Raw genomic sequence first — 12874 nt, forward strand, 5'->3', positions numbered from 1 at the left:
GGGCGTCACTGAAAAGTCACGCCCGCCGAGCCGTTACTTGAGCAGGTATTTATAGATGAAACGGTGCATGCCCCGGCCGTAGGGCGGCAGGATATGCTTGGTGCCGTTGAACTTGCCCTTGCGATAGACCCCTTTGGCCTTGGAGAAGGTCAGGAAGCCTTCGTGGCCATGGTAGTGCCCCATGCCTGAAGGGCCGACCCCGCCGAACGGCATGTCATCCACGCCCACGTGACTGACGGTGTCATTGATGCAGACGCCGCCGGCGTGAGTGTTGCGCAGCACGTATTGCGCGTTGCCGCTGTTCCAGTCGAAGTAGTACAACGCCAGTGGACGGGGACGGTCATTGACGTAGTCCAGGGCCTGATCAAGTCCCTTGTACGGAATCACCAGCATCAAGGGGCCGAAGATTTCGTCCTGGGCGATTTTCATGTCGTCGGTGATGTTCAGCACCAGAGTGTGCGGCAGCTTGCGGCTGTCGCCGAGATCCTCATTGGCGGGGTTGATGCCGATGATACGGGCGCCTTTCTCTTCCGCGTCGCGCAGGTAACCCTGCAGGCGCTGGTACTGGCGATCGTTGATGATGCTGGTGTAGTCCGGGTTTTCCGCCATGGTCGGATACAGCTTGCCGATCTGCGCGCGCCACTGTTCAACGAATTCCTCCACCCGCTGCTCGGGGCAAAGAATATAGTCCGGCGCCACACAAGTCTGGCCGCTGTTCAGGCATTTACCAAAGGCGATACGCTCCACCGCTTCGTTCATCGGGAAATCCTCACCGATGATGCAGGGGCTCTTGCCGCCCAGCTCCAACGTCACCGGTGTCAGATTTTCCGCGGCGGCGCGCAGGATGTGCCGGCCCACGGAAGTGGAGCCGGTGAACAGCAGATGATCGAATGGCAACGCGGAAAACGCCGCCGCCACGTCCACTTCGCCGTTGACCACCGCCACTTGATCTTCCGGGAAGGTGTCGGCGATCAGTCGTTGCAGCAGAGCACCGGTGGCCGGGGTGGATTCGCTCATCTTGATCATCACCCGGTTGCCTGCCGCCAGCGCCGCCAGCAGAGGGCCGATGGCCAGATACACGGGGTAATTCCAGGGCACGATCACACCGACCACACCCACCGGCTGATATTCCACCCAGGCCTTGCCCGGCCATTGCGGCGCGCCGACCTTGCGGCGGCTGGGTTTCATCCATTTGGCGACTTTCTTGGCGTGGTACTTGATCCCCTCGACGCTGGTGAGCAACTCCGCCAGCTTGGTTTCATCGGCGGCGCGGTTGCCGAAATCCTGGCGCAGCGCTTCGATGATTTCATCCTGGTGATCCAACAGCATGGGTTTGAGGCGCAGGATGGCCTGACGGCGCTCTTCCACGGATGGATAGGGCTGACGGCGGAAAGCGGTCCGCTGGGCTTCGAACAAGGTGTTCATGCGCGTTATCTGCGCCTGATCGGTTTTGAGCTCCTTGATTTCCGCGACCATAATGCACCTCTTGGATTGTTATTGGACTGATTGGGATTTTTAGAGTAATTACTCTAGAGGTCAACCCCGTGTTTCCCCTTTGATTGGATTGGCCCCGTATGACTGGCACGAAGACGCGCATTCTGGACACCGCCCTGGACCTGTTTAATCGCCATGGCGAGCGCAATGTCACCACCAACCACATCGCTGAAGCCCTCGGGATCAGTCCCGGCAACCTGTATTATCACTTCCGTAACAAGACGGCGATCGTGGCGGCGTTGTTCGAGCGCTATCGCCAACAGATCTGGGAATGGTTGCCACCCCCCCGGGGGGAACTGACCTGGCAGGACAAGATGCATTACCTGCAGGGGATTCTTGAGTCGATGTGGCAGGGCCGGTTCCTGCACCGGGATTTACCGCATTTTCTCCACCAGGACCCGGAGTTACGCGCTGAATACACGAGGTTCGTGCAAGATGGCATGGAGCGCGGGCTGCATATTTATCAGGGACTGCGGGCCAGCGGTCTGATCGAAGCCAGTGATGAGGACCTGCGCGCCCTGATGGTGAATACCTGGGTTCTGGCGATGTCGTGGCCGGGCCTGACCCATGGCCTCAACCCCGCCGCCGCCGAGAATGAGAGCCTGGACCGGGCGCTGTTGCGCCAGGGTATTTACCAGATCGTATGCCTGGAGGCGCCCTATTTGCGGGGAGAAGCTTTGGACCATCTGGATGCCATGAAGGCGGAATTCCGGGTTGGCGACAGCACGGAGAACCTGCTGTTCACGGCATTCGATGCCTCTGTCAGGGAGGCGTCGAACGGCTGAGCTTGGCAGATCGCGGGGTAATGGCTATCGTTATGCGAGATAAAATTCACGTATAACGAGAAAATATGCCGCCGCGGAGTCCCATGAGCTCAGTCCGAACCACCACCGCCAAGAAGGCCAAGCCCGCCACCAGCACCACTCTGGCCAAGGCATCGTTGTTGTTGCGTACGGTCGCGCGCACTTTCCCCACCGGCGGCACGCTGTCACGCATTGCGCGGGAGGTGGGAATGAACACCGCGACCGCCCATCGGTTGCTGACCGCCCTCACCCACGAAGGGTTGCTGACCTTCGATCCCTATGTGAAGACTTATCATGTGGGCTTCGAATTGCTCGATATCGCCGAATCCGCCCAGGCGGTGGCGCCGGATCTGCAGCTGCGGCAACGGCTGAGACCGATGCTCAAAAATATCTCGCGACGCACCGAGGAGTCCACTTACCTGTCGATCCGTTCCAATCGGGACTCGGTGTGCATCGACCTCTCCGAAGGTACCTACCCGATCAGTGCCAACACGCTGATGGTCGGAGCCCGTCGGCCGCTGGGGATCGGAGCCGGTTCCTGTTCGCTGCTGGCCTCCCTGTCGGTGGAGGAAGGCGACCGCATGCTGCTGCTCAATCAAGATCGCTACGAGCGCTATTCGGGCATCACCTTGTCGGAGGTGCGCCAGTGGCTGCTGGAATACCGGCGCGACGGTTTTGCTTTCAACAATGGCCGCATCATCCCGGAAGTGGCGGCCTTGGGGGTGGCGTTCCGGGTGCCCGGCTCCGGTCAGGACGTGGCGGTCAGTGTGGCCTCGGTGGTGTCGCGGATGAGCGACGAGCGTCGACGCATGGTGATCGACGTGATCCGGAACGAAATATCCCGTTTGCAGGAATGATACTGACCAGGCCGATAAACAAATAAGTGCTTATATTGTGGCGCATTTGTGACCAGTTTCCTGATCATTTCTTGAAATGCGAGAATTTTTTATTTGAATTTGGGAAAATTTATTGACTCCAACCGGAGTGACCGACTAGTTTTCGCAAAGGGCCGATGCCGGAATTCTCTCCGGTATGAGGATGGCCCTCCTGAGCCGGGCGGGATGCCCCTGAATCGTCACGCACGATTTTGACGCCGTCCACGACGGCCGCAAAAAAACAATCCTCGGAGATGCTTATGACTTCATCGACTCGCCTGCGTCGATTTTTCGCCTCTATCATGATTGGGGGTGGTTTGGCCCTGACCGCCGGCGCCAACGCCGCGGAACTGCCCAAATCCATGACCTGGTCCTCCTATGACGTGGGTTCCGCCGGCTACGCCGAAGCGTCCGCCATTGCCGATGCGTTCGGCAAGAAATTCGGCACCCGTATCCGTATCCAGCCTTCCGGCTCTTCCATTGGTCGTCTGCAACCGGTGCTGAGCAAGCGCGCCGACATTGGCTTCCTGGCCACGGAGACGTTCTTCGCCAGTGAAGGGATCCATGATTTCTCCACCCGCCGTTGGGGACCGCAAGATCTTCGGGTGGTGGCTGGTCGTCCTTCCTCGTTCGGTATCTTCACCGCCGCGGATGCCGACATTCATACGCTGCAGGATCTCAAGGGCAAGCGTTTCGCCTATGTGGCGGGCAACCCGTCCATCAACGTCAAATGCGATGCCTTCCTGGCGTTCGCCGGCCTGACCCGGGATGACGTCGACGCGAAGATGTTCCCCACCTACGCCAACGCCATGAGTTCCCTGGCGCGTAACGAGGCCGACGCGTCCTGTACCACCACCACGCCCAGCCACGTGTACGAGCTGGAGCAATCCCCCCGTGGTATCCGTTGGTTGGAAGTGCCCGCCGATGACGCGGAAGGCTGGAAACGCCTGCGCGCGGTAGCGCCGTTCTTCCAGCCCTACACGGAAACCGTGGGCGCCGGTATCAGCAAGGAAAACCCGGTGGACATCCTGGCCTACCGTTACCCGGTGCTGGTGGTCCGCTCCGATAGCGACGCGGATCTGGTGTACGCCTTCACCAAGGCGCTGGATGAAACCTATGACCTGTACAAGGACGCCACCTCGGTAATGCCGCGCTGGGACCTGAAACAGGCTGGTGTGCCGGCGGCGGACGCGCCCTTCCATGAAGGCGCCATCCGTTACTTGAAGGAAAAAGGCGTCTGGACCGACGAGGCCCAGGCCTGGAACGACGCCCGCATCAAACGCCTGAATGCATTGCGTGACGCCTGGCAGAAAGCCGTGGCCGAAGGCGATGGCAAGAGCGACGAAGAGTTCGCCGCGATCTGGGATCGTATCCGTACTCAGGCACTCAATTCCCTCTGATCCTTCTCTGAATTCCGGGGCGGAAAGGGAGCCCGCCCCGGGTTCCATCATGTTATTTCCGGAGTCCCTCCATGACGACGTCCGCGGATGCTTCCCAAGAGCACAGCCAGGAGGCCGGTGCTCCTTCCTCCCGTTTGCGCGGGCCGGCCTATTGGCTGGTCATGACCCTGGGTACCCTGGGTCTGTTGATGGCCATTAATCAAACCTTCGATCTGGAGCTGCTTGGCTTCAAGCCACTGGGTAATGCGTATCTGTACTACCTGATCGGCCTGTTCCTGGCGGCGGCCTTCATTACTTTCCCGGCCTGGTCCGGTGCTCGCGAGCGGGTGTCCTGGTACGACTGGATTCTGGCGCTGGCGGCGCTGATGTCGTGTGGTTATCTGGGGCACCACGGGTTGGTCATGATTCAGGAAGGCTGGGACTTCATGGCGCCCACCGAGGCCACCGTGTTTTCCGGCATTCTGCTGGTGCTGGTGCTGGAAGGCGTGCGCCGCTGCGGCGGCTGGCCGCTGCTGGCGGTGGCCCTGTTGTTCGGCAGTTTCCCCCTCTATGCGGATCACATGCCCGGTTTCCTTTGGGGGAATCAATACGGTTTCGCCGAAACCATCCGCTCCCATGTGATCGGCGTGGAAAGCATCATCGGTATTCCGATGCAGGTGGTGGCGCAACTGGTGATCGGTTTCGTCGTGTTCGGCGCGGCGCTCACCGCCACGGGTGGCGGTGAATTCTTCATGCGCTTCGCCACCGCCCTGATGGGACGTAGCCGGGGTGGACCGGCCAAGGTGGCGGTGCTTTCCAGTGGCATTCTCGGCAGTTTGTCCGGCAGTGTGATTTCCAACATTCTCACCACCGGTCCGATCACCATTCCGACCATGAAGAAAACCGGCTATCCGGCACACTATGCCGGTGCCGTGGAGGCGTGTGCTTCCACTGGCGGGACTCTGATGCCGCCAATCATGGGCGCGGTGGCGTTCATCATGGCGTCGTTCCTTGGTGTCCCCTACTCCGAGATCATGATCGCCGCTTTCCTGCCGGCCCTTCTGTTCTACCTGGCGCTGATTTTCCAGGTGGACAATTACGCCGCCAAGCGTGGTCTCAAAGGGTTACCGGAGTCGGAAATTCCCAGCCTCAAGGAAACACTGAAGGACGGCTGGCCCTATCTGTTCAGCCTGGTGGCGTTGATCTACATGCTGCTGGTGATGCGTCTGGAGGCCTACGCGCCTTATTACGCCGCGCTGGTACTGCTCGGTATTTCCATGTTCAAGCGCAGCCATCGTCTGAACTGGACCCGCGCGAAAACCATGATTCAGGATCTGACGCTGAGCGTTTCCAATCTGGTGGCGATCCTGGCCGGTATCGGCCTGGTGGTCGGCGGTCTTTCCTATACCGGCGTGGCGGGGGCTTTTTCCCGCGAGTTGTTGCTGTACGCCGGCGGCAGTGTGCCGTTGATGCTGGCGGCGGGTGCCGTTACCAGCTTCATTCTCGGCATGGGGATGACCGTCAGTGCCTGTTATATCTTCCTGTCCATTTTGCTGGCGCCGGCCCTGGTCAATGCCGGTCTCAATCCGCTGGCCAGCCACCTGTTCATTCTGTACTGGGGCATGATGTCCTACGTCACCCCGCCGGTGGCTCTGGCCGCCATCACCGCCGCGGGCGTGGCCGATGCCAATGCCACCAAGACCGGTGTGTACGCCATGCGGTTGGGGGCGATTCTGTTTGTCCTGCCGTTCCTGTTCGTGCTCAACCCGTCCCTCATTCTGCAGGGCGAGTGGAGCAAGATTCTGTTGTCCACGGTGACCGCGATCACCGCCATCTGGCTGTTGGCCTCCGCCATGGAAGGGTACCTCTACCGTGTCGGCGTGCTGACGATGCTGCAGCGGATCGTACTGATCGTGGCGGGCGCTTTGCTGATATATCCGGAACCGATCACCGACGTGACCGGGTTCGGTTTGCTGGCGTTGGTGTATCTGAGCCGGCGTTTGTTCAAGGCGGTGGCGGTGACTTCCACGCGTGAATCGTAAAGGTGAAAGAACGTGATCAATAAAGTCTGGGATTCCTTCGCGTCGGCGGTGGCCGACGTCAAGGATGGTGATTCGGTGATGATCGGCGGCTTCGGCAGTTCCGGTTTTCCCCTGCAACTGATCGAGGCCCTGCGCCAACATGGTGCCCGGGACCTGACCGTGATCTCCAATAACGCCGGGGTGGGCGACGAGGGTATCGCCTCCCTGCTGAAAGACCGTCTGGTGCGCAAGATCGTCTGTTCGTTCCCGCGCTCCGCCGGTTCCGTCTGGTTCGAGCGCCTTTATGAAGAGGGCGCCATCGAACTGGAACTGGTGCCCCAGGGCACCCTGGCGGAACGGATCCGCGCCGCTGGCGCCGGCATTGGCGGTTTCTATACGCCTACCGGTTACGGCACCCGCCTGGCCGAGGGCAAGGAAACCAAAGTAATCAATGGCCGTGGCTACGTACTGGAAACCGCCCTGCCCGCCGACGTCGCCCTGATCAAGGCGCAACGGGCGGATGCCTGGGGCAACCTGATTTACAACACGGCTGGCCGTAACTTCAACCCGCCCATGGCCACCGCCGCCGCACTGACGGTGGCTGAAGTGGAACGGGTGGACGCAGTGGGCGATCTCGACCCGGAATGCATCGTGACCCCGGGTATCTTCGTGGATCGGGTCGTGGCACATGGCATGAAAGGAGTGGCGGAATGATGCGGCTTAAACCAGCGGAAATCGCCGAGCGCGTGGCCCAGGACATTCCTGATGGCGCCTACGTGAATCTGGGCATCGGCATGCCCACCATGGTAGCGAACTACGTCAGCGACGACCGGCAGGTGATCTACCAGAGCGAGAATGGCATCCTCGGTGTCGGCCCGGCGCCGGCGCCTGGCGAGGAAGACCCGGATTTGATCAACGCCGGCAAACAGTTCGTCACTCTGCTGCCCGGCGGCGCCTACTTCGACAACGCGGAATCCTTCGCCATGATGCGCGGCGGCCATTTGGATCTGGCGGTACTGGGGGCCTTCCAGGTGTCGGAGAAAGGCGACCTGGCCAACTGGGCCACCAATAACGACACTTACCCGCCGGCGGTGGGTGGGGCCATGGATCTGGCGGTGGGCGCCAAGCAGGTGTTTGTGATCATGAGTCACACCACCAAGAGCGGCGAGCCGAAGATCCTGGAAAGCTGTAACTATCCGCTCACCGGCGCCGCCGTGGTGAAACGCATCTACACCGATCTGGCGGTGCTGGACGTGACCGACCAAGGGCTGCGGGTACGTCAACTGCACGGTGACAACACCTTCGACGAGGTGCAGGCGCTGACCGGCGCGACGCTGTTGCCGGCGCTGAGCTGACGTGTCGACGGCGGCGCGGCTTCGCTGGCGGTCGGGGCTGACCTACGCGGCCCTGGTCGCAGGTCTGCTGCCGGCCTGGCCGGCCGTGAATCTGGCGGGCACCGCCGCCGCGCTGGTGGCGGTGACCCTGGCCTGGAGTGAGCTGCGGATGGTGGCGCGGGGTCTGTTGACGCTGGTGCTGCTGTCATTGCTGGCGGCGCTGTTGGTGGCACCGCACTCCTTGGTGTTGGCCGCCACCGCCATGATTCGCCTGACCGCGCTGATTGTCACCATGATGTTATTGGCGGCGGTGCTGGGCCGCTCACCGGATCTGAAGCGGATTTCCGCCGGCCTGTTCAGCGGCCGGCCCCTGCCCCGCTATTACAGCATCACTTTTGGCACGGCCTTCCTTTCCGTGCCGCTCAACTTCGGTTCGGTGGGGCTGATCGGCTCGATGGTCGACCAGCAGGTGCGGAGCCATGGTGATTCGGCCATGGCGCGCAACGCCGCCCGTGGTGTGCTGCGTGGCTATGGTGCCTCGCCAATGTTCTCCCCGCTGTCGATCTCCGTGGTCACCACCCTGACCTACCTCGTGGGCCTGCATTCCTGGGAGTTGCTGGCGATCAGCGTGCCGTTGGCGATGGTCTATCTGGCCAGCGGCGCTTTGTTCCGGGAGGCGGAAAAACCGGTCGGCGGCGACGACAGTAAAGACAGTATGCTGATGCCTTGGCTGCGCTTCGGCGCGGTGGTCACCGCGATCTGGATGGTGACGCTGCTGTTCAACGGTCTGCTGGATTTGCGTTACTCGAAAGCGGTCACTCTGAGCTGCCTGATCGCGGTCATCCTGCTGATGGTGCGCGAGCGCTGGCGCGGGGAACGGGTATCGCTGCCGACCATGGCGCCGCTGGCCAACGAAGTGGTGATCATGGGCGGCTCATCGTTTCTGGGCGCGCTGATCAGTTTGCTGGTGCTGCATTCTCTGGGGGAGGCGTTCTCGCTACCGGACTGGGGCTACCCTCTGGTGGCCTTCGTGGTGCCGTTTCTGTTCTTCGGTGGCGGCCAGCTCGGACTCAACCCGATCATAATGGGTACTTTGGCCGGCGGCGTGATGGGGCCGGTATGGCCGCCGGAAGCGTATGTCGGTCTGGGGCTGGCGATCGTCAGTGGCTGGGCCCAGTGCGCCACGGGGACACCCTATTCCGCCAATTCGCTATTGATGGAACGGCTCACCGGCTACGACGCCCGGGTCGCCGCGTTCCGCTGGAACCTGGGGTTGTCCGCCTGCTGGCTGGTCTTGAGCGGCGGGCTGGCCGCTTTGCTCACCGTGGTGCTGATGCCGTGAACGGCAAGCCGTGGTCTGTGGATCATTGGTGTCCCGCAGTTATGGGCCAGCCTGCTTACACGCAACATTCCGCTACGTCTAGACGCCCATTCGCTGGCAAGTCAGCGAATACGTTGGAAATTCATGTCTACAAGGTCAACAGGCCGGGAACGAACAAGGGTTTAGCGGCCAGATGCCAGGGCTTCCCAAATTTATGGGACAGCAATGGTCCGTGGATCACGATCCCGTGTGAATAGCGTTCAGCCGGCAGCGGCCGATACGCTTTGATGATCAGATGAAAACGCGCGGACGAAAGCCTCGGCCCGTTCCTCCAGCCAATAATGCGGGCGCCGCATGGAACCCTGAACAAACCCCACATGGCCACCGTGTTCGGCCACTTCCAGCGTCACCGCGTCACTGAGATCCCGCTGTCGGGGCAGGCTGGCCTCGGTCATGAACGGGTCGTCCCGCGCCTGAAGCAGCCAGGTGGGAGTGCGAATCGCCCCAAGGCGGGTCCCGGCGGAGCATTGCGCGTAGTAGTCGGCGGCATCCCGGAAACCATACAGGGGCGCGACGATCCGGCCGTCAAAGTCCCAGAAGGAGCGGATGCCGGTGCGGTCGAGGCCAGCCAGGATCGCCGCCTGTTCCGGGTTCACCGTGCTCAAATGCCGCTCCTGGGCGTCGAGCGTAACCAGCAGGGTCTTGATCAGATGGTTGCGATAAATTCGCGACAGGCCCTGATCCATATGGTCGGCGCTGTTCGCCAGTCGCAGTGGCGCACAGATCGCCAGCGCGCCGTCCAGCTTGCCGGAGTCCGCCAGGGCCAGCCAGTTGAGCAATCGTGAAGCCCCGAGGGAGACCCCCAGCGCCAGTACCGGTGCTCCCCCGGCAAGCCCGTGGACGTGCTCGATCACCGCGTTGAGATCATCGATCTCTCCGGCGTGATAAGACCTGGCGGTATCATTGGGAGCCAGGGCGCCACGGCCATTGGCCGCCACCGACGGCAGGCCCAGGTCGAGCAGGCGCCGCTGGATGCCGATGATGTAATGGGAATCGCTGGAACCGGACAGGCCATGTTGTAGCAGCAGGACTGGAAGCTGTCCGTCCGGAGACGGGCCGCACCAGTCCAGCAGCAGATGATCGCCGTCCGCCAGCGGCAGCACTTCCCGCCGCCGCGCTGGCGCCCTGGTGCGGCGCAACAGCGGCCCCCACAGTGTCTGCAGGTGGGGGGAACGGGCCCACCAGGGGGCCCGGAAAGCGGCGGAAGTCATGCTCAGGGCTGGGTTCTGTCGATGGTCTTCAGCACTTTCTGCAGACCGGCGACGGTACCGCCCACATCGCTCAGATTGGACGGCAGCAACAGCGTGGTGGACTCCTTCGCCAGCTTCTCGAAGGCGCTCACGTACTGTTCGGCGATGCGCAGGCTGACGGCTTCCTCGCCGCCGTCTTCCTTCACTGCCGTGGCCACTTCACGCAAACCGGTGGCGGTGGCCTGGGCGATCAGCTCGATCTGCCGGGCGCGACCTTCCGCCTCGTTGATTTGCTTCATCTTTTCACCTTCGGAGATGTTGATCATCTCCTGCTTCTCACCCTCGGAGCGGTTGATCGCCGCCTGGCGGTCACCTTCGGAGCGGTTGATCGCGGCCTGACGATCCCCTTCGGACTCCGCCACCACCGCGCGCCGTTCCCGCTCGGCGCGGACCTGTTTCTCCATGGCGTCCTTGATGGAAGCCGGCAGGTTGATGTCCGCCACTTCGTAACGCAGAACCTTCACGCCCCAGGGCTGGGCCGCTTCGTCCACCGCCTGAACCACTTCCATGTTGATTTCGGAGCGTTCCTCGAAGGTCTTGTCCAGATCGATCTTACCGATCACCGAACGCAGCGTGGTTTGCGCCAGCTGCTGGGCCGCCATGACATAGTCGTCCACGCCGTAGCTGGCGGATTTGGGATCGATCACTTGCAGGTACATGACACCGTCGATGGAGACTTCGATGTTGTCCTTGGTGATACAGCTCTGGCGCGGCACGTCGCGCACGATTTCCTTCAGGGAATGTTTGTAGGCCACTTTGTCGATGAACGGCATGAGAATATGCATGCCCGCTTCCAGAGATGTGCGGTATTTGCCGAGCCGTTCCACCACGTAGACGTTCCGTTGCGGAACGATACGAATGGTCATCCCCAGTAGCACGATGACGCCGATGGCGATCAGTGCGGAAATAATCAATCCTTGCATAATATAATCCTTACGGTTGCTTGTCGGTTGAAGTGCTGGACCAGGGCTCGACCGTGAGCCAGAGTCCATCATGTTTGGTGATGCGCACCATCTCCCCGGTCTTCAAGGCCACTGGCGATTGTGCCTGCCAGCGGGCGCCGCGGTATCGTACCGCGCCGATACCGTCCACGAAATCCTGATCGACGGTGGCGCGGGAGCCGATCAGGCCGGCGCTGTCCTCGATGGATTTGGACTGGGCCTCGCGCCCGAACAGCCAGGCGCGCAAATAGCGGCGCGCCCCCACCAGCAACAGCAGGCTGATGACGGCGAAGGTGGTGATTTCCCAGGTCAGGTCATCGAGCACACCAAAAAACACCAGGATGCCGACGATTACCGCCGCCAGACCGAGAAAAATGGTCAGTAGCCCGGAGATCAAAAACTCCGCGATGATCAGAATCAACCCGAGAATGATCCAGTAACTGTATTCCGGCATAGGTTTCAATCCCTTGTAATTGGTGTGCTTTTGGCGGCGAAATGACGCCCCTGACAAGTGCCCTATGGTAGCCTAGGCGCACCGCAAAAACCGCCCTCGTGTTAACGGATCCGCCGATGCCTTCAATGCGCCGATTCTTCGATGATCAGGAGTTTCACCTCGACCGGCCCTGCCAGTTGGGCGCCAACGCCAGCCAGCATATCGCCCGGGTACTGCGCATGACCGAGGGTGAGGAAGTGGTGCTGTTCAACGGCCACGGTGGCGAATGGCGTGCCCGGCTGTGCTCGGTTGGCAAGAAAACGGTGGAAGTACTGCCTCTGGCCCATGACCCGATGGAACGCACGCCGCCGCTGGCGGTGACCCTGGGATTGCCGATGATCAAGGGCGAGCGTATGGACTACGCCATCCAGAAAGCCACCGAGCTGGGCGTTGCCCGTATCCGGATTCTGGATACCGCCCGCTGTGAAGTTCGCCTGAAGGGCGAGCGTCAAGACAAGAAGCGCGACCACTGGCGGCAGGTAGCGATCAGCGCCTGCGAGCAATGCGGACTGAACCGGCCGCCGGAGATTCTCGCCGCGATGCCCTTGAAACACTGGCTGGCCGGACCGTTGCCCGGGCTCAAACTGATTGCTCATCCGGGGAGTGAGCCGTTTGCCCCGGAAAGTCTGAGGAGGCAGAGCGAGCTGACCCTGCTTACCGGCCCGGAAGGTGGATTCGACGACGACGAACTCGACAGCGCTTTCCAGGCTGGGTTCTCCGCCTTTGCCCTCGGCAGTCGGGTGTTGCGAGCGGAAACCGCGCCGGTGGCATTGCTGGCGGCCTTATGGGCCTGGCTGTCCTGACGGTCCCGTCATTTGAACTCTCCTCGCCCGAAATGAGGGCATCGATACCGCCATTGTGCACGCTTTCTCTTTGCGTGGTGTGCCTCTTATCTGGCACTTC

The 12874-nt window shown here is 61.5% G+C and carries 12 protein-coding genes; 8 read left to right on the forward strand and 4 right to left on the reverse strand.

Annotated elements, in window-relative coordinates; genetic code table 11:
* Nucleotides 1-33: 33 nt before the first annotated feature.
* Complete coding sequence (locus E0L37_RS07645; RefSeq protein WP_133491167.1) at nt 34-1476, reverse strand: coniferyl aldehyde dehydrogenase; 1443 nt, start codon at nt 1474-1476, stop codon at nt 34-36.
* Nucleotides 1477-1574: 98 nt separating this feature from the next.
* Between E0L37_RS07645 and E0L37_RS07650 the strand changes: the two genes are divergently transcribed.
* The 7 genes from E0L37_RS07650 to E0L37_RS07680 all read left to right on the forward strand — a co-directional run bounded on the left by E0L37_RS07650 (nt 1575) and on the right by E0L37_RS07680 (nt 9248).
* A complete protein-coding gene (locus E0L37_RS07650; protein ID WP_133491168.1) occupies nt 1575-2279 on the forward strand; it encodes a TetR/AcrR family transcriptional regulator in 705 nt (234 codons plus the stop codon).
* Nucleotides 2280-2362: 83 nt separating this feature from the next.
* Nucleotides 2363-3154: an IclR family transcriptional regulator gene (locus E0L37_RS07655; RefSeq protein ID WP_133491169.1), complete on the forward strand. Its 792-nt coding sequence runs from the start codon at nt 2363-2365 to the stop codon at nt 3152-3154.
* A gap of 278 nt (nt 3155-3432) precedes the next feature.
* Nucleotides 3433-4572: a TAXI family TRAP transporter solute-binding subunit gene (locus E0L37_RS07660; RefSeq protein WP_133491170.1), complete on the forward strand. Its 1140-nt coding sequence runs from the start codon at nt 3433-3435 to the stop codon at nt 4570-4572.
* Between the two features lie 71 nt (nt 4573-4643).
* Nucleotides 4644-6593, forward strand: coding sequence for a TRAP transporter permease (locus E0L37_RS07665; RefSeq protein WP_236563928.1), 1950 nt, complete (start codon nt 4644-4646; stop codon nt 6591-6593).
* Nucleotides 6594-6605: 12 nt separating this feature from the next.
* Nucleotides 6606-7286, forward strand: coding sequence for a 3-oxoacid CoA-transferase subunit A (locus E0L37_RS07670; RefSeq protein WP_133491171.1), 681 nt, complete (start codon nt 6606-6608; stop codon nt 7284-7286).
* Nucleotides 7283-7927, forward strand: coding sequence for a 3-oxoacid CoA-transferase subunit B (locus E0L37_RS07675; RefSeq protein ID WP_022997438.1), 645 nt, complete (start codon nt 7283-7285; stop codon nt 7925-7927). The genes E0L37_RS07670 and E0L37_RS07675 overlap by 4 nt, the downstream gene beginning before the upstream one ends.
* 1 nt (nt 7928) lies before the next feature.
* Nucleotides 7929-9248 carry a hypothetical protein gene (locus E0L37_RS07680; RefSeq protein ID WP_133491172.1) on the forward strand — a complete coding sequence of 440 codons (1320 nt, stop codon included), beginning with the start codon at nt 7929-7931 and terminating at the stop codon, nt 9246-9248.
* A gap of 239 nt (nt 9249-9487) precedes the next feature.
* On the opposite strand, the gene E0L37_RS07685 is transcribed toward E0L37_RS07680, so the two are convergent.
* The 3 genes from E0L37_RS07685 to E0L37_RS07695 are packed head-to-tail and all read right to left on the reverse strand — an operon-like array spanning nt 9488 to nt 11932.
* A complete protein-coding gene (locus tag E0L37_RS07685; RefSeq protein WP_133491173.1) occupies nt 9488-10498 on the reverse strand; it encodes a YheT family hydrolase in 1011 nt (336 codons plus the stop codon).
* 2 nt (nt 10499-10500) lie between these two features.
* On the reverse strand, nt 10501-11460 hold the full coding sequence (locus E0L37_RS07690; RefSeq protein WP_133491174.1) for an SPFH domain-containing protein: 960 nt from the start codon (nt 11458-11460) through the stop codon (nt 10501-10503).
* 10 nt (nt 11461-11470) lie between these two features.
* A complete protein-coding gene (locus E0L37_RS07695; RefSeq protein WP_133491175.1) occupies nt 11471-11932 on the reverse strand; it encodes an NfeD family protein in 462 nt (153 codons plus the stop codon).
* Nucleotides 11933-12048: 116 nt separating this feature from the next.
* Here E0L37_RS07695 and E0L37_RS07700 point away from each other — a divergent pair, with 116 nt between their 5' ends.
* Complete coding sequence (locus E0L37_RS07700; RefSeq protein ID WP_133491176.1) at nt 12049-12774, forward strand: 16S rRNA (uracil(1498)-N(3))-methyltransferase; 726 nt, start codon at nt 12049-12051, stop codon at nt 12772-12774.
* Nucleotides 12775-12874 lie beyond the last annotated feature (100 nt).

Source organism: Alcanivorax sp. 24 (assembly GCF_004360225.1).
Classification (GTDB): Bacteria; Pseudomonadota; Gammaproteobacteria; order Pseudomonadales; family Alcanivoracaceae; genus Alloalcanivorax; species Alloalcanivorax xiamenensis.